The sequence below is a fragment of the Vibrio sp. 2433-A1 genome, from assembly GCF_056726085.1.
In genome coordinates this window covers 1-17329 of record NZ_JBRESC010000033.1, presented here as the reverse complement: position 1 = coordinate 17329, position 17329 = coordinate 1, and the positions used below count along the sequence as shown (strand labels likewise).

Sequence of the window (17329 nt, the reverse complement as noted above, 5' to 3'; positions counted from 1 at the left end):
GGCTTTGTTGCGTAATTCGATGGAACTAAATCAGGAAGTTACGATCTGATCGGCTACATCAGTTAATCATCGTAGCCTTATGCCGAAACCTCGTTACAAAACAACTAACTGGAAACAGTACAACAAAGCCCTAATCAACCGTGGTTCACTCACTTTCTGGATTGATGAGGAAGCCATACGCGAGTGGAAGCAAAGCAAACAGAGTAAGCGCGGCAGGCCTCGTCGATTCAGCGACCTAGCCATTACTACCGCACTGATGGTAAAACGCGTTTTCTCTATGCCATTGAGAGCGCTGCAAGGTTTTCTAGACTCAGTATTTAAGCTGGCTAACATACCGCTTGTTTGTCCGCATTACACCTGTATAAGCCGTCGAGCCCAGCAGGTTGAGGTTTCATTTAAAACTAAAACCAGAGGTGCGATACAGCATCTGGCCATTGATGCCACTGGTCTCAAGGTTTATGGCGAAGGTGAATGGAAGGTCAAGAAGCACGGTACTGACGGGAAGCGTAGAGTCTGGAGAAAGCTGCATTTAGCAGTCGACACCAGTACTCACGAGATAGTAGCAGCAGAACTGAGTTTATCTAATGTCACTGATTCAGAAGTCCTTCCTAATTTGCTCAAGCAAACACGTCGACAAATCATCGAGATATCTGGAGATGGTGCTTACGACACAAGGAACTGCCATGATGCCATACGGATTAAGCGAGCTATTCCGCTTATCCCACCAAGAGAAGGGGCAGCCTTCTGGGAACAAGGACATCCTCGCAATTTAGCAGTGGGTTGCCAAAAGCTCTACGGCTCCAACAAGAAGTGGAAAAAGCGGTATGGTTATCACAAACGTTCACTATCAGAAACAGCCATGTATCGAGTGAAGCAGTTGCTAGGTGGGAGGTTAAGCCTGCGAAACTACAATGCTCAGGTTGGCGAAACCTACGCCATGATTAAAGCGCTGAACAAGCTTACAGGGCTTGGTATGCCTGAAACTCAGTTTGTTGTTTAAGAATTGCACAATTTCGGGCGGTTTGTTTTTCTGTCCGAATTACGCAACAAAGCCTGTTTAAGGTGGTATGCGGTAGCTTCGGTATTGCGTTGCTCACACCTTAACAGGGCGTTATGTGAATTAGAGGCTTCATATGAATATAAATGAGTTATTAAGTCATTTTAGGGTGGCGCTACTAGCCCCTGAAAACAGAGTTAAATTTGATGAAAGGCTCGAATATGCGCCAAGTGAGGCAGGTATTTATGGTGTGTTTTCTGAAGGCACTCTGATTTATGTGGGTGAGTCTGGTTGTGTTAAAAAGCGAATGAGTGACATAGGTAGTACTCGTAAGCATACGTTGAGGCGTACTATTGGTGCTGATTTATTCATGTCGCTTTCGGACTACCAAGCAGCGACTTCTAAAAATAAATTTCCAGAACGAATAGAAAGCCTACTGAATGAGCACTTTTCCCAATTAGAAATGTCGTTTGTTCCAGTTGATTTCGGGCGGACAGAAACAGAAGAATATTTGGTTGAAGAGCTAGAACCAAAATATAACAAGAAGAAAAAGCGAAAATTCACATAACAAACAATTCAAGCTGATTCGCAACGCTCGGCGCTTTCGGTTTCAATTAGTTTGGTGATTACGGTGCAGTGTTTTAGTAAGGTATCAGTGTTGCTCACAACTTAATTGGGCGTTAGTTTGCTTATTTATACCCTCTACCATGTGATTTTTTAGAGGGTATGATCAGGTCGCAATAAACCGAGGGTTTACTTGCACAGGTGCTTTTTGAGAACATTATTCACAAATGTTTTTACTTCATTAGGGTAGCAATCGGTCACAAATTCATGAATTTTGTTTTTAGACATCAATTTTTGCTTAAGTAATTGCTTATATAGAATTTTCTCAGGAGCTCTACCTACGAGGATACTACTATCTGCTAGTCTAGGTATACCCGTGTTTGAGTTTCTATATTGCTCTAGAAGTAACTTCTCCACACTCTCTTGTGGAATGCAATGAGAACGTTTAAAGTTTCGCACATGTTTTTCATTTTTTTGGTCACCATCTAAAATGCTGATTACATTATCTACAGTTGATAAAAACTGATCTGCCATATTCCTTTTCATTAAATCTACGACATTGGTTCCACCACCGACATATATTATTTTGTATCTGTAATATACGTCTTTACAGAAATTTGAAATTAGATATTCCAAGTAGTCTTGTAAAACTTGATCTTCAGTAAGTATATACTTGTCCCAACCTTCAAAACCAAAAAGAACACTTTTTACAAAGTTATAAGAGACGAGGGATGTTTCTAGGACTCCATTATCATTTGTAAGGTAATATAGCTCACCGTCTAAAAGTGTTCTCATTAAAGCTAGCGAATGTGTCGTGAATAAAATTCTAACAGAATATTTATCACAATACTCTCTTAGTTTTTTCACCAGAACTACTTGAGCTGATGCGTCTAATGAGATATCAATCTCGTCAATTACAATAAGCTTCTTCTTGTTTTTTATCTTTCGATATAAACTAATGACAAAAAATTCACCAGAACTTAAGTAATCTTCTCTTATATATCTTTCATTATCTAAAAGTAACGCGTAACAACTATCCTTTTTATGCTTCACTTCGATAAGTTTATCAAACTTATCGGTTGAATATATAGTGTTCAGAAGGTCAATTAGTTCGTCAGGTTTTTCATAGCTTTCAAAAGTAATAGCTTTTACAATAGCAGAGTTTGCATCACTAATCGTTTGGAAAAAATTGAATCTACTGCCATGTGGAATTGGTAACTCAACATCCACATCCGATCTTAGTGTACTGGGAATGACGCCTTTGTATTCGATTGCACCACTTGATTCCTCGTAACTGAAAGTATAGTCATTCCCATTCAGAGTGTAGCTTATTTCACTATCTTTAGTGAAAATATTGGTAGGCGACGTCTTAGTGAAAGTTTCGGAGTTGGAAAAATTTCGAATACACTTTATTAGTGTTGTCTTGCCTACACCGTTTTTTCCCACAATACAATGTAGTCCAGGGTTTGTAACATCAATATTGATTTCAAATTTGTCAATATGTTGAATGTTCTTTATTTTAATTATCACTTAGATGCAGCCTTTCGTATAAGAGTGTCAATAAGAGTAACTCCATACTTTTTCATTAATTTGTTAAGGTATTCTTCATCAATCATTTTTATATAGTTTAGAATTCCGGAAATTCTAGCCATCCCTTTTTGGTAATCCCCATCAATTAGTTCGTCGAATCTTTTTTTGTCCTCTTTATAATAATGAAGTAATACTTCAATTTCTTTCTTTTGCTTTCGGTCAATAGTTATATTACCATTTGGAAGAATAACCATCCCTAACAATTTAACTTTCTGGCCAATGTGAGAGTATCTGCTTTTACTTTTGTTTATGCCAAAATTACCACGATATAGTTTGCCCAATTTTTCGATTATTGTACTTTCTATATCAATTTCAAATGGTTTACTAGATGATACTATTAGGTCATCTGAATATCTTGTGTATACCAAATGATTACTTTTACAGTACTTGTAAAAGTAATCATCGAATTCAATAAGAACGCTATTACTAATTAAAGGAGATGTTGAAAAGCCGGTAGTTAAACTTCCACCATAACATACCATATCCAATACTCTATCAAAGTAGTTATCAAAGTCAGAGACAGGAATTCTTTCTTTGTTTCTATTTATAGTTTTTGCAACTAATTCTCTATCGATACTAGGAAAAAATTTCCTAATGTCGGTTTGGAAGAAATACTTGCTATTCCTGTGGTCTATAACTGCATCTAATGCATTTACTCCTTTTCTATAAGAGTAAACAACATCTTCGTTTGATGATAGTTGTTCAAACACCACCATGTTTAGAAAACTATGGAAGTCTTTAAGTTTTGCACTCGCTGAGTAGACGATTCTTGATTGTGAGGATAGCTTTTTTGAACTAATTTCGAAAATTTTGATTTCATCATCCAAATTGCAGTGTAGGAAATCAGAAAAATCATACTTTCCGTGCGTTATCATATCGAACAGGCGTTCAAGAGTGTGTTTTTTCATTATCTACCATGCCCTAGCTATTTTGAGCTATTATAAGTCCATTGTAATGATCTTCAAAACAAGATTGGCTTTGATGTAGGGCTGTTTGACAGTGAAAGCTGGAGAGTGGGGAAAGTTAACTTTAAGCTTTCCAAAGGCCAAAATTACAAAATGCACGACATTCTTGTGAATGTACGTGCATTAGTAACATTTATAATCTCAGGTAGAGGCCAGTTAACGACTGGAGCTACTCCTAGTCTCCGGCATGACTAGATAATACATCGACCTGCTAGTTAACGCAAGTTCACTTCTTACCAAACCTATTCTCGACGCCTTTAAATCACAAAATCAAACTAACAATCTGTTTAAGAGTGATTCGCAACGCTTGGCACTTTTGCTATGCGTTGCGTTTTGTGTTTAAGGTGGTATGCGGGAGCTTCGGTAATGCGTTGCTCACACCTTAACAGGGCGTTATAGCGCAAGGTAATATTGGAGTCTGGTTTGAATAAAGAAGTGAAGAAAGAGATTCATCAAATTAGGGATATTTTGGCTAGTTTTGAGAAATCAGACTTTCATAGCATGACTAGTTTTTATCACTCTTCTGGCTTTCCAAATGGTTGCTGTGGAGATGCCACAGATTTATTAGGCTTGTATTTATTGCAGTACCACAACTTAGACAGTGAATATGTCTGTGGTAGTGGGCTAGGTAAAAATTTCAACCAGTCCCATGCATGGTTGGTGTGCAATGGCTATATCATTGATATTACAGCAGACCAATTCAACGGAGATGGTTATGAATTGCCTGCTGTTGTCATTGAAAAACAAAGTTCGTTTCACGAATTGTTTGATGAAACCACAAGTCGCAATACGAGTGTTAGTTACTTAAAAGGTACGGGTATTCCAAGCGTACTATCGAAGGTATTGTCGGTAATGCGCGCGTCGGAAGATGCGCTATAACAAAGCGTTTAAGACAGATTCCCAACGCTTGGCATTTTTTATTCTATCGTTGGGTTTCGTGTTTAAGGTGGTATGGTTTAGGTTCAGTGGTGGCGTTGCTCACTACTTAACGCGGCGTTATGTTTACTTGAAATTCAAAGACTTAAAGTTCTTGGGCTTCAGTTCTTTGTCCCTCTGGCAATTCGTCCCTAGTAGACTCAGCAAATCCGCATTGTCGGCCTAATTTCTTGAATCCCTCAGCCCGTAAAACATGCCAATGTTCGTGGGTTGCTTCATTGTCAGGTCGTGGCGGTCGGTTGTTTGTGTAACTGGCTTTAAGTTGCTTCTAGGTTCTTAGCCAATTAGCATTTCGGTTTGGCAGTTGCCTCGGCAATTCAGCATTGTATTGCGCTTTGGTTGGAAAGAAAGGGTACTAGTTGGAGCTTAGTCGTGTTGCCTCATTGGGCAGGGAAGTGGAATTACTTGTTTTAGGTTGGTCGCCTTTGGCGGCCAAGTTGGTTCTTACCTTGTGGTTTGCTTCAGAAAACTGGTCAGAAATGGCAGTTCTTTCTCAAGTAAATCAGTCGTTTGTGGTAAAACATAACAAGCAATTTAAGAGGGATTCACAACGCTTGGCACTTTTGCTTCTACTTCAGTTTTAGTGTTTATGGCACAATGCTTTAGGTTTGGGTGGAGGCGTTGTTCACCCCTTAATTGGGCGTTATGTTTACTTGCATTTCAAAGGCTTAAAGGTCTTAGGTTCTGGTTCTTTGTCCCTCTGGCAATTCGTCCCTAGTAGACTCAGCAAATCCGCTCTGTCGGCCTAATTTCTTGAATCTCTCAGCCCGTAGAACATGCCAATGTTCGCGGGTTGCTTCATTGTCAGGTCGTGGCGACCGGCTTCTTGTTCAACTGGCTCAAAGTCGCTTTCAGGTTCTTAGCCAATTAGCATTTCAGCTTGGCAGCAGCCTCGGCAATTCGGCATTGTTTTGCGCTTTGGTTGGAAATACAGGGCACTTGTTGGAGCTTAGTCGGGTTGCCTCATTGGGCAGGGAAGTGGAATTACACGTTTTAGGTTGGTCGCCTTTGTCGGCCAAGTGGGTTTCAGCCTTGTGGTTTACTTCAGAAAACTAGTCAGAAATAGCAGTTCTTTCTCAATTAAGTCAGTAACTTGTGGTAAAACATAACAAACAATTCAACAGTGATTCGCAACGCTTGGCGCTCTCACTTCGGGTTGAGTTAAGTGTTTACGGTGCAATGTTTAAGTTCAGTGTTTGCGCTGCTCACACGTTAATTGGGCGTTATGTTTTTTGAGGAAATATGGATATACGAGAGGTTAGTACAGCAGAAGTTTTACCTATTAGGCATCTTGTTTTATGGCCTAGTAAATCGCCTTCATTCTGCGAAGTCGAAGGGGATGACTCTGCTACTCACTATGGTGCATTTATTGGTGGGAAACTGGTTTGTGTGGCATCTGTATATAACGATGGTCATGAAGCTAGGCTCAGAAAATTTGCTACTCTGCCTGAGTACCAAGGGCAAGGAATTGGAACTAAGGTTATCGAGGGACTGGTGCGTGATTTGAAGCGAGAATATGTTAGGTATTTCTGGTGTGACGCGAGAACTTCAGCACTGTCTTTCTATCAGAAATTTGGGTTGCGTGTTGAAGGCGAAGAGTTTTACAAATCAAATGTAGCGTACTTAAAAATGTCTGTTTCGTGGGTATAAGAACCACAAACATAACAAAGCATTTAAGACGGATTCCCAACGCTTGGCATTTTTGGTTTGATTCGGCTTAAGTGTTTACGGCACAATGGTTTAGGTCAGGAGGAAGGCGTTGCTCACCACTTAATGCGGCGTTATGTTTACTTGAAATTCAAAGGTTTAAAGTTTTTAGGCTGAAGTTCTTTGTCCCTCTGGTAATTCGTTCCTAGTAGTCTCAGCAAATCCGCATTGTCGGTCTAAGTTCTTGAATCTCTCAACCCGTAAAACATTCCAGCGTTCGCGGGTTGCTTCATTGTCAGGTCGTGGTGGTTGGTTTCTGGTGTAACTGGCTCAAAGTCGCTTCTAGGTTCTTAGCCAATTAGCATTTCGGCTTGGCAGTTGCCTCGGCAATTCAACATTGTTTTGCGCTTTGGTTGGAAAAATAGGGCGTTTGTTGGTGCTTAGTCGGGTTGCCTCATTGGGCAGGGAAGTGGAATTACAGGTTTTAGGTTAATCGCCTTTGATGGTCAAGCTGGTTCGAGCCTTGTAGTTTAGCTCAGAAAACTAGTCAGAAATAGCAGTTCTTTCTCAAGTAAATCATGTGTTTGTGGTAAAACATAACAAGCAATTTAAGAGGGATTCACAACGCTCGGCATTTTTGCTTCTACTTCAAATTTAGTGTTTATGGCACAATGCTTTAGGTTTGGGGGAAGGCGTTGTTCACCCCTTAATTGGGCGTTAGGCAAAGGGCAGAAAAGTTCTTTGTTCTAATCTTCTTGCTCCCTCTGGACACCTGCTTTTCTTAGTCGGCAATTCTATATTGTCGGCTCAAATTCTTGAATCTCTCCAACCGTAAAACATGCCAAGATTCGTGGGTTGCCTCATTGGTTTTCAGTGTTGGTTGGTGGTGAGTTTCACTGGCTTAAAGTGTGGAAAGGACTAGTCAATCGAAGCTTTCATTTTTGCTGTCAGCTCGCAGCTTTTAGTATTCCGGTTCAAAAGCTACTTCGTCGCTGAAAAGACGCATTTCGTGGATGTTGAAACCTAGGCTGTAACATAGCGGCTTCAGTTGTTCTTGAATCACAAAAAGTCAGTGGGTGATTGGTTGCTTATCGTGTTTAAGGTATTCTGTTTTCAAACCAAGTTAGTGAGTGGGCAGGAAAATTTGCCTAACAAACAATTCAAGCTGATTCGCAACGCTCGGCGCTTTCGGTTTCAATTAGTTTGGTGATTACGGTGAAGTGCTCTAGTAAGGTGGCAGCGTTGCTCACAACTTAATTGGGCGTTATGTACTTTTACGGAAAATCAGAAACTTATGGATGAAAATACTGAAATTTGGCGTCAGTACTACGAGAAGGCATTGTCTCGCCCACACTCAAAACGTACTGAGTTAGCAGCTCGACTCAATGAATCAAACCTCAAAATAGCCACTGATTGTGGTTGTGGAACCGGCAGTGATATCGAATACCTAGCACAACAAGGTTTTCAAGTTCATGGCTTCGATATTAATCCTGATTCGGTTGCTATTTGTAGAGATAGATTTGGGGCGAAGTCATTAGTGGATATTGCAGAGTCTTCGTTTGAGCTATTCGACTATCCAAAATCTGGTGTGGTTATCGCAAATTCCAGCTTATTCTTCGCTGACCCAAACCAATTTGAGTCGACTTGGAGCAACATTAAATCTTCAATTGAAACCGGTGGGGTGTTTGCTGGTGACTTCATGGGCTTCAAAGACAGTTGGGCTCACAACTATCGTAGTCCAACCACACCGTTATCGGAATCAGAAGTAAAGGCTTTGTTCTCAGGTTTTGAAATAGTCAGGTTCTTTGAACGTGATGAAAAAGCGAAAACTTCATTGGGTAAAATGAAGCATTGGCATACATATTCCGTGGTTGCGGTGAAACGTACATAACAAAGCGTTTAAGACGGATTCCCAACGCTCGGCATTTTCGGTTTGATTCAGCTTTAGTGTTTACGGCACAATGGTTTAGGTGTGGTGGTCTGCGTTGCTCACCACTTAACGCGGCGTTAGGGCTTACAAAAATAATGGAGTATGTACGTTGAAAAAAATTGGACTGGTGGGTGGATTAGGTTGGGTTTCGACACTTGAGTATTACAAACTTATAAATATATCTATAAACCAAAATCTCGGTGGTCACAATAGTGCACATATCCTAATTGAAAGTCTTGATGAAGGACTATTCCTCGACAATCAAAGTAAAGATCCAACAGAGAAACTGTGCGAAAAAATGATCGTCGATGCTGTAGGTGTTCTTGTTGCTGGAGGTTCAGAGGTAGTCGCTTTATGTGCAAATGGGTTGCACCGCTTTATGCCTGCTATAAAAGCAAAGTATGACGTTGAAATTGTAGATATCAGAGATGCTACAGCTAAGTCTATTCAAAAAGCTGGTTTAAACTGTGTTGGGCTTATTGGCGTACAGAAAACTATGGAAACAGAGTTCTATAAAGGTACTCTTAAAAATCGTAACATTGACGTCGTAACGCCTGAGTTAGACTCTAGGGCGTACATCCATCGGAAAATCGTATCTGAACTAGTTTTAAACGAGTTCAATGAAGATACAAAGCACGTCTTTTTATCAGTTATTGAAGAGTTAGTTGAGAGGAATGTGCAAGGTGTGATTTTAGGCTGCACTGAAATTCCCTTGTTACTCAAAAGCACGGTACACAATGGAGTTCCCTTATTCTCAACAACGGAAATTCATTGTCGTGAAATAGCGGAAGCAGCACTTAATTAGCATCGCCCTAACAAGCAATTTAAGAGGGATTCACAACGCTTGGCATTTTTGCTTCTACTTCAAATTTAGTGTTTATGGCACAATGCTTTAGGTTGGGTGGAGGCGTTGTTCACCCCTTAATTGGGCGTTATGCAGCTACTTGAAATTCCCGAAAAATTACAGATGTATTGAAAGAGAAGTAACATGTACAAGAAACTATTTATCCTTAGTCTACCTGTTCTATTGGCAGCATGTGCTGCGCCAAAATATACAGCGGAAGCAATCTCGCAAGAGAACCAGAGTAAAGAAATCACTATCGTGAAAGATGACGCGACACGAGAAATTTTCTTAGATTCAATGCAAGAGTGGTGTTTGGATACTGCTCATAAATGTACTGTTGTAAGTGATGGAACTTCACCGAATAGCTCGGAACTTACACTTACTTACGTATCACGTTGGAGCTGGGACTTCAGAACGTTTATCGCAGATGCCAAAGTTAAAGCGTATAAAAATAGCGAGAAAGTTGGTGAAGTTGAGTTCAAGGCACCAAATAGTGCAAATTCAGATAAGTGGGGGGACGACAGCAAACGAATCATCGCAATGATGGATTTGTTGTTTGGGAAGCAGACTGTAAGTGAGGCTCAGTCCAAAATAAAGTCAGGTGAAATGTAGCGGCATAACAATAAATTCAAGTAGATTCGCAACGCTTGGCACTTTCAGTTTGAATCGGTTTCAGTGTTTACGGCACAATGATTTAGGTAGGTGGTAGCGTTGCTCACTACTTAATTTGGCGTTATGTAAAGCGGGTAAAATAGGCATTATTCTGTTTATTCGCTCTCTCTAGCTATCGGTTTGCATCCTCGTCAAAACTCACTTTTTCTGTCCCGATTCTTTGCCAAATTAGCCGTAAAACATGCCAAGGTTCGTGAGTTTCCTCATTCAGTTTCAGAGTTGGTTCGTGGTTAGTTTTTCGGGTTCAAAGTGTGGAAAGGGCAAGGTTAACGAAAGTCCCCATTTGCTGATGGTTTCTTTCGTTCGGTTTGCCAGATTCAAAAGCATTTTTGGTCGCTGGTCATCACCATTTTTCGCTTGTTGAAGCTTGGTCTGTAACATTGCTGGCTCTGCAAATTCGTGAACACTGTTGGGTTCTTTGGTTTTGGCTATTTCTTCGGTCGTACAGGCTTGGTTTTTCGTGGTAACTTTGGCTTATATGGCTGAATTTACATAACAAAGCATTTAAGACGGATTCTCAACGCTTGGCAATTTCAGCTTAGGTCGGCTTCAGTGCTATGTGTGGCAAGGTTTAGGCTAGGGTGGTCGCGTTGTTCACCACTTAATGCGGCGTTATGTAAAGCGGGTAAAATCGGCATTTTCTGATGGTTTCCTTCGTTAGATCTCCCTGATTCAAAAGCATCTCTGCTCGCTCGTTATTACTGTCTTTCGCTTGTTGCAGTTTGGTTTGTAACATTACTGCTTTGCGAATTCGTGAATATGCTTAGATTCTTAAATTTTGATGACTTCTTGAGTCGTATAGGGCTTTGTTTTCATGTTAAATTTAGCTTATATGAAAATGGAGTTAATAAATGAGTAATCAAGATAATCGAAATTACATTATGGCCGCTGTTGCATGGCAAGACACTCTACTTCAATCATACCGAACGCTGCATATAACAATACAATCGATATTGCTTGCAATTAGTGTAGCGCTTGCTGTGACAGCTCTTAACATAGATGATTTCCCCTCTTTTTCTGTCGCATCAGCGATATGTGTATTAATTCATTTGGCTATATTGTGTCTTCAAAAATTTAGCACTGATAAGTTTTCCGGAGTTGTAGCTGCTCGTGGTAACGATATAAATTGGTGGCACAAAGAACTGTTAAGATTTGAACACGGTTACCCACCTGAAGAACGCTTCTTTACTCAATTCAAAGTACATCAACAAGCTAGAAGAGACGACTACCCATATTTAGAGCAGCTTTTTTTGCGAGCTAGAGAGGATCTAACAGAACAGGATATTGAACGGCTAATAGGAAAAGGGCTGGGGCACACTCGTAAAGTTATTGATCTACAGCTTTTTTCATGGATGAGTTGGATTTGTTCATTACTATTCTTAGTAACTTGTATTGGGCCACTATATGGGATGTTCATGAAATTTACATAACAAAGCATTTAAGAGTGATTCGCAACGCCCGGCAGTTTCGCTTCGCTCAAGTATAGCCAAGCGCCGCTCACACCTTAATGCGGCGTTATATCCTCACGCATTCAATTTTAAAGTAGATATATGATAGAGAGAGCAAATGACGTTAATAAGTTTTGCTGACATGGAAGATAAGTTCACAAAAGAAGTGTTAGAGCAGGAAGCTTCTTGGCACCCAGACGCAGAGTTAAGTACTTTTTCAATGGCTGCTGGGTATGCGATGGGACATGGTTATAAGCAAGGTAAGGCTTATATGTTTGCTATGGATTTAATGGACAAAGGTTTGGTATTCGATGACTAAAGAACAAGATTTGGTAAGTAAAGAGAAGTTTCTAGCATTAAAGAAGTCGTTTATTGAAAATGTAGAAAGCAAAAGTGGCGGATTTGAGCCTCATGACAATTATTGTTGGAGGTCGGTGATAACAGGTTACGCGCTAGCGAATGGTTTTTCACATGATGAGGCGTATCAATTTGCGCGCGAAATGTCTCTCTAGAAAAGGTTCTGAAAGCCAATTGAGAACGGATATAACAAATTGTTCAAGAGGGATTCGCAACGCGTGGCATTTTTACTATGCGTTGGTTTAAGTGATTAAGGTGGCATGCCGCTGCTTCGGTATTGCGTTGCTCACCCCTTAACAAGGCGTTATATCTATTGGAGGTTCAGTGAGTATAAGTATCGAAATTCGTGAAGAAACAATTGTAGTATCAAATAAAGAAACGGGCACGAGATTTGATTTAAAGTTGTCAGGCGGAGAAGATGATTTTCCGCTTCTCGTTGAAGACGTTCATCCAGAAGCCTTCCGTTTGATAGAGAACTTAAAGTCAGGAGACTTCCCTAAGGGATTAACATTATACACGGCTGAGCGTGTAGGTGATCGTAGGTTCTCCTGGATCGATTTAAGTCGTGGTATAAACTCAAATAGGTTATTGATCGATGTGACACTTTCTATTCACTTTATGGACTGGGCGCAGCCTTTCACCATTGGTGAGTTTAGCGAAGCTTTTGTAAAAGAAGTCACTTATAACGGTTATACAGCTTCACTTGATGATTCTGATTTTGGTTCCACATATATACGCATCAAAACTGAGGTTGAAAGTAATAACCTAATAGCCACGGAAATCTCCCGAGTGGTAGAGCATGCTAAATTAAGTTACGAAACAACCGTGTTTAAATTAAGTAAAAAAATACAAGACCAGCTACTTGTAAAAGTGTTTAACTTTCCGCCACACTATCAATTTGTTTGTACACAGTACTTAGTGTGGTTTGGCGAACTCCTTTCTGAGTTAGGTATAAAAGCCCACATGCAAGCAGAGCAAAATGGTACCCAAACTAAGTTTATAGTCGCCCCAGAAGACTCTCCCGAGATGCTCTCTGAAATAGAAAAATTATTCCATTTATACCTAACCCTTCCATATTCTGAGCTTCTACCTTCGAATAAATCCACCCCGTATGAGAAGGCTGTAATCTCTAATCTACAGGCTCAAATTATTAACTTCCAGAGTCAAGTTCAGCTAAAAGATTCAATTATTGAACTAAAGAATGAAACTATAACCAGTCTACAAAATAAATTAGAGAAGTGGCCCCCAATTTTCGGACATGACTTTAAGTGATTGATCTGTTTTGATAGTACCCAACAATACTGGAACAGATTATGACTAGAAAACGTAGAAACCACTCTCCTGAGTTCAAAGCTAAAGTGGCACTTGCTGCCGCCAAAGGTGATAAAACTGTTGCTGAGTTAGCGCAGAAGTACAACCTGCACCCTAACCAAATCTCAACATGGAAAAAAGAGTTGCTTGAAAATGCTGCCATGATTTTTGCTTCTGAAAGTCAGTCGGGCAAGGACAGCTCCGAAGAAGTGGACAAACTCCACGCCAAGATCGGTCAATTGACCATGGAAAATGATTTTTTGGCCAAAGTGCTCGGTCGCTAGACCGAGCACAGCGAAAAAGTTCGCTGGATAAATCCACCCTGTTACCAATAAAGCGTCAGTGCGAGCTTCTTAATGTTGCTCGCTCTACGGCTTATTATCAGCCTGTCGGACTCTCTGTTGAAGAGATTGAATTACGTCGTATGATTGACGAAATCCACCTTCAATATCCGTTCATGGGCAGTAGGCGTATTCGAACCGAGCTGGCTAAAAAGGGCCACAACGTTAATCGCAAGCGTATTGTTCGGATCATGCGAGATATGGGCATTGGAGCGATTTATCCCAAGCCAAAAACAACACTGGCGAATAAAGCTCACAAGGTTTACCCCTACCTGTTACGTGATATTGAAGTCACTTACCCGAACCAAGCTTGGGCTATTGATATCACGTACATCCCAATGCCTAAAGGGTTCCTGTACCTAGTCGCCATTATCGACTGGTATAGCCGTAAAGTGTTGTCTTGGCGCTTATCGAACACCATGGATACAAGCTTTTGCATTGAGGCTCTTGAAGACGCGCTTCAACACTACGGGCCGCCTGATATCTTTAACTCCGATCAGGGTAGCCAGTTCACCAGTACTGACTTCACGGAGAAGTTACTTGACCACGGAGTACGGATCAGCATGGATGGAAAAGGTCGCTGGGTTGATAATGTCTTTATCGAACGACTATGGCGAAGCCTAAAATATGAGGAGGTTTATTTAAAAGCGTACACCACACCCCGAGAGGCAGAGCTTGAAATCGGTCACTACATGGTGTTTTATAATGAAGAGCGTAATCATCAAGGACTCAATGACCTCACTCCTGATGAAGTCTACTTCGGCAGACAAAGATACGCTGCATGAGCAAGATCAACCACTTAAGAAATTAGCTTATGTGTCCAACCATCGGGGTCCACTTCTTAGAGACACAATCACAACGACTGATGCTTATAGAATCTATGGACAGTGAGATAAACTTGCTAGACGGGGCTCTATCCATTGGCAACATCCAGTGGGGACCGATAAAAATAAACCCTAAGTTACTAATGGAAAAGTTAAAATAGATATAACAAACAATTTAAGAGTGATTCAGCACGCTTGGCATTTTTGGCTTGGGTTCGGTTCAGTGTTTACGGTGCTCAAATGAAGTGCCGTGGTCGCGTGCTTCACACCTTAATTGGGCGTTATGCAATAGGAGTTAGTCTTGAATCCAAGTGAAGTCATAGAACTTAAGAAAAATCATCTACTACGCTTTGCTAATGAGAGTGGGGCTAAAGGTGAGATATTGTCAATTGAAGCTAATGAAGACTGGATTCCTCGCCCAAAAGGGGAGCGCCTTAAGAACCTTTTGAGTGCTCTTGAATTAACTGGACTGAATATCAAGCGCTCTAGTTTTGATGCACTTTCAATTCCAGCAGGTATTGAAGTCGACTTTGGCAGCATAGAATCAATATTAGAAGCACTACCTAAAATAACATTCATCGAAATCAAAACCGCGAACCAAGAACGGGTGAAAGAGGATTTCTCAGGTTTCTTTTTCGCTTTGACTGAAAGTGAGATAAGTGCAGCAGAACAGCTTGGTGACCGTCATAAAGTAGCCTTGTTCAATAAGCGAACATCCAAAATGGTAATGACGACAGTATCGGACATTGTTGCAAAGTCTAGGTCAATGACTTGGCAAGTGTCAGTACAACTTTAGCTTATTGCATAACAAGCAATTTAAGAGGGATTCACAACGCTCGGCATTTTTGCTTCTACTTCAAATTTAGTGTTTATGGCACAATGCATTAGGTTTTGATGTAAGCGTTGTTCCCCCCTTAATTGGGCGTTATGTTTACTTGTATTTCAAAGGCTTAAAGTTCTTAGGCTCTAGTTCTTTGTCCCTCTGGCAGTTTATCCCTAGTAGACTCAGCAAATCCACATTGTCGGTCTAAGTTCTTGAATCTCTCAGGCCGTAAAACATGCCAATATTCTCGGGTTGCTTCATTGTCAGGTCGTGGCGGCTAGATTCTTGTTTAACCGGCTCAAAGTCGCTTTGAGGTTCTTAGCCAATTGGCATTTTAGGTTGGCAGTTGCCTCGGCAATTCAGCACTGTTTTGCGCTTTGGTTGGAAAGACAGGGCGCTTGTTGTTCCTTAATTGGGTTGCCTCATTGGGCAGGGAAGTGGGTTTAATTGCTGTCGGGTGGTCGCATTTGGCGGCCAAGTTGATTCTTGCCTTGTGGTTTGCTTCAGAAAACCAGTTAGAAATGGCAGTTCTTTCTCAAGGAAATCATGTATTTGTGGTAAAACATAACAAACAATTTAAGAGGGATTCACAACGCTCGGCATTTTTGCTTCTACTTCAAATTTAGTGTTTATGGCACAATGCTTTAGGTTTGGGTGAAGGCGTTGTTCACCCCTTAATTGGGCGTTATGTGCTATCATCACTTTCTTCCACTTTACGGTGTTTTTTATGAAACTTATCCCTCTTTTAAAGCAGCCTCGTATTCACTGACGGCATAGTGTTATTTCAATAATTCTTATTATTTAACATTTGCTTGAGGTTTCGTATGCAAAAAAAGCATTGGTCAAAATTTCAGTTACTCCATGAGGTGGTAACTAACCCTAATATTTCTATCAAAGGTACTCATAGTTATTACAGTGATTGCTGGGATAACGGGTTTGAAGAATCTGTTGTTCGATATCTTCACGGCGATGAAGTTAGCCGTAATTGGGAACCAAGGTGGAAAATAGATAAGCTTCATATTGGTGATTATGTTTGTATTGGTGCAGAAGTGGTTATCTTAATGGGTGGTAATCATACCCATAGAGCGGATTGGTTCTGCTTGTACCCATTTATGGATTACATTGATGAAGCTTATATCGGTAAAGGTGATACCTTTATCCATGATGGTGCGTGGCTCGGGATGAGGTCAATGGTTATGCCTGGCGTAACTATTGGAGAAGGTGCGATAGTTGCAGCAAATAGCGTAGTAACCAAAGATGTTGCTCCCTATAGTGTTGTTGGAGGAACGCCCGCGAAATTAGTTAAATATCGCTTTGATGAATCGATTATTGCTGAGCTTCTGAAAATGCGAATTTATGACTGGCCTTTGGAGAAGTTCGAAGCATTAAAGCGGTATCTGTGTGCCTCGGACATTCAGCAACTGAAGAGTGCAGCTTTGGCGTATGATGGTCAAAAATAGCACATAACAAAGCGTTTAAGAGTGATTCCTCACGCTTGGCAGTTTCGCTTCGCTCAAGTATAGCCAAGCGTGCATCACACCTTAACGCGGCGTTATGCAGCTACTTGAAATTCCCGAAAAATTACAGATGTATTGAAAGAGAAGTAACATGTACAAGAAACTATTTATCCTTAGTCTACCTGTTCTATTGGCAGCATGTGCTGCGCCAAAATATACAGCGGAAGCAATCTCGCAAGAGAACCAGAGTAAAGAAATCACTATCGTGAAAGATGACGCGACACGAGAAATTTTCTTAGATTCAATGCAAGAGTGGTGTTTGGATACTGCTCATAAATGTACTGTTGTAAGTGATGGAACTTCACCGAATAGCTCGGAACTTACACTTACTTACGTATCACGTTGGAGCTGGGACTTCAGAACGTTTATCGCAGATGCCAAAGTTAAAGCGTATAAAAATAGCGAGAAAGTTGGTGAAGTTGAGTTCAAGGCACCAAATAGTGCAAATTCAGATAAGTGGGGGGACGACAGCAAACGAATCATCGCAATGATGGATTTGTTGTTTGGGAAGCAGACTGTAAGTGAGGCTCAGTCCAAAATAAAGTCAGGTGAAATGTAGCGGC

General features: G+C 40.7%; 17 protein-coding genes. 15 read left to right on the top strand and 2 right to left on the bottom strand.

Annotated features, from left to right (window positions below):
• Positions 1-79 precede the first annotated feature (79 nt).
• Entirely contained in the window at positions 80-1000 is a 921-nt protein-coding gene (locus tag ACU01J_RS20325) for an IS5 family transposase (protein ID WP_481085133.1), read from the top strand.
• Between the two features lie 133 nt (positions 1001-1133).
• On the top strand, positions 1134-1565 hold the full coding sequence (locus ACU01J_RS20320; RefSeq protein ID WP_481087311.1) for a hypothetical protein: 432 nt from the start codon (positions 1134-1136) through the stop codon (positions 1563-1565).
• Positions 1566-1750: 185 nt separating this feature from the next.
• On the opposite strand, the gene ACU01J_RS20315 is transcribed toward ACU01J_RS20320, so the two are convergent.
• Positions 1751-3091 carry an ATP-dependent nuclease gene (locus tag ACU01J_RS20315; RefSeq protein WP_481087310.1) on the bottom strand — a complete coding sequence of 447 codons (1341 nt, stop codon included), beginning with the start codon at positions 3089-3091 and terminating at the stop codon, positions 1751-1753.
• A complete protein-coding gene (locus ACU01J_RS20310; protein ID WP_481087309.1) occupies positions 3088-4059 on the bottom strand; it encodes a reverse transcriptase domain-containing protein in 972 nt (323 codons plus the stop codon). Before ACU01J_RS20310 ends, ACU01J_RS20315 begins: the two co-directional genes overlap by 4 nt.
• Before the next feature lie 480 nt (positions 4060-4539).
• Between ACU01J_RS20310 and ACU01J_RS20305 the strand changes: the two genes are divergently transcribed.
• From ACU01J_RS20305 to ACU01J_RS20245, 13 genes are all read left to right on the top strand, one after another.
• A complete protein-coding gene (locus ACU01J_RS20305; RefSeq protein WP_481087308.1) occupies positions 4540-4995 on the top strand; it encodes a hypothetical protein in 456 nt (151 codons plus the stop codon).
• 1299 nt (positions 4996-6294) lie between these two features.
• A complete protein-coding gene (locus ACU01J_RS20300; RefSeq protein ID WP_481087307.1) occupies positions 6295-6702 on the top strand; it encodes a GNAT family N-acetyltransferase in 408 nt (135 codons plus the stop codon).
• Positions 6703-7993: 1291 nt separating this feature from the next.
• Positions 7994-8590, top strand: a complete 597-nt coding sequence (locus ACU01J_RS20295; RefSeq protein WP_481087306.1) for a class I SAM-dependent methyltransferase — start codon at positions 7994-7996, stop codon at positions 8588-8590.
• Between the two features lie 148 nt (positions 8591-8738).
• Complete coding sequence (locus ACU01J_RS20290; protein ID WP_481087305.1) at positions 8739-9434, top strand: aspartate/glutamate racemase family protein; 696 nt, start codon at positions 8739-8741, stop codon at positions 9432-9434.
• 183 nt (positions 9435-9617) lie between these two features.
• Complete coding sequence (locus tag ACU01J_RS20285) at positions 9618-10085, top strand: Sbal_3080 family lipoprotein (RefSeq protein ID WP_481087300.1); 468 nt, start codon at positions 9618-9620, stop codon at positions 10083-10085.
• Between the two features lie 911 nt (positions 10086-10996).
• Complete coding sequence (locus tag ACU01J_RS20280) at positions 10997-11575, top strand: hypothetical protein (RefSeq protein ID WP_481087304.1); 579 nt, start codon at positions 10997-10999, stop codon at positions 11573-11575.
• Between the two features lie 136 nt (positions 11576-11711).
• Positions 11712-11912, top strand: a complete 201-nt coding sequence (locus ACU01J_RS20275) for a hypothetical protein (protein ID WP_206974492.1) — start codon at positions 11712-11714, stop codon at positions 11910-11912.
• Positions 11905-12105: a hypothetical protein gene (locus tag ACU01J_RS20270; protein ID WP_025543657.1), complete on the top strand. Its 201-nt coding sequence runs from the start codon at positions 11905-11907 to the stop codon at positions 12103-12105. The genes ACU01J_RS20275 and ACU01J_RS20270 overlap by 8 nt, the downstream gene beginning before the upstream one ends.
• A 169-nt stretch (positions 12106-12274) precedes the next feature.
• Positions 12275-13222, top strand: coding sequence for a hypothetical protein (locus ACU01J_RS20265; protein WP_481087303.1), 948 nt, complete (start codon positions 12275-12277; stop codon positions 13220-13222).
• A 41-nt stretch (positions 13223-13263) separates the two neighbouring features.
• A protein-coding gene (locus tag ACU01J_RS20260) for an IS3 family transposase (RefSeq protein WP_102780348.1) occupies positions 13264-14387 on the top strand; the annotation gives its coding sequence in 2 pieces (ribosomal slippage) (positions 13264-13516 and positions 13516-14387; 1125 coding nt in all).
• 340 nt (positions 14388-14727) lie between these two features.
• Entirely contained in the window at positions 14728-15222 is a 495-nt protein-coding gene (locus ACU01J_RS20255; RefSeq protein ID WP_481087302.1) for a hypothetical protein, read from the top strand.
• An 851-nt stretch (positions 15223-16073) separates the two neighbouring features.
• Positions 16074-16709, top strand: coding sequence for a CatB-related O-acetyltransferase (locus ACU01J_RS20250; RefSeq protein WP_481087301.1), 636 nt, complete (start codon positions 16074-16076; stop codon positions 16707-16709).
• A 148-nt stretch (positions 16710-16857) separates the two neighbouring features.
• A complete protein-coding gene (locus tag ACU01J_RS20245; RefSeq protein ID WP_481087300.1) occupies positions 16858-17325 on the top strand; it encodes an Sbal_3080 family lipoprotein in 468 nt (155 codons plus the stop codon).
• Positions 17326-17329 lie beyond the last annotated feature (4 nt).

What these genes read in the sequence shown, in the direction of transcription:
- ACU01J_RS20270 (WP_025543657.1), top strand. Translation starts at nt 11,905, where the DNA reads ATGACTAAAGAACAAGATTTGGTAAGTAAAGAGAAGTTTCTAGCATTA.
- ACU01J_RS20295 (WP_481087306.1), top strand. Translation starts at nt 7,994, where the DNA reads ATGGATGAAAATACTGAAATTTGGCGTCAGTACTACGAGAAGGCATTG.
- ACU01J_RS20250 (WP_481087301.1), top strand. Translation starts at nt 16,074, where the DNA reads ATGCAAAAAAAGCATTGGTCAAAATTTCAGTTACTCCATGAGGTGGTA.
- ACU01J_RS20320 (WP_481087311.1), top strand. Translation starts at nt 1,134, where the DNA reads ATGAATATAAATGAGTTATTAAGTCATTTTAGGGTGGCGCTACTAGCC.
- ACU01J_RS20245 (WP_481087300.1), top strand. Translation starts at nt 16,858, where the DNA reads ATGTACAAGAAACTATTTATCCTTAGTCTACCTGTTCTATTGGCAGCA.
- ACU01J_RS20310 (WP_481087309.1), bottom strand. Translation starts at nt 4,059, where the DNA reads ATGAAAAAACACACTCTTGAACGCCTGTTCGATATGATAACGCACGGA.
- ACU01J_RS20275 (WP_206974492.1), top strand. Translation starts at nt 11,712, where the DNA reads ATGACGTTAATAAGTTTTGCTGACATGGAAGATAAGTTCACAAAAGAA.
- ACU01J_RS20285 (WP_481087300.1), top strand. Translation starts at nt 9,618, where the DNA reads ATGTACAAGAAACTATTTATCCTTAGTCTACCTGTTCTATTGGCAGCA.
- ACU01J_RS20300 (WP_481087307.1), top strand. Translation starts at nt 6,295, where the DNA reads ATGGATATACGAGAGGTTAGTACAGCAGAAGTTTTACCTATTAGGCAT.
- ACU01J_RS20325 (WP_481085133.1), top strand. Translation starts at nt 80, where the DNA reads ATGCCGAAACCTCGTTACAAAACAACTAACTGGAAACAGTACAACAAA.
- ACU01J_RS20280 (WP_481087304.1), top strand. Translation starts at nt 10,997, where the DNA reads ATGAGTAATCAAGATAATCGAAATTACATTATGGCCGCTGTTGCATGG.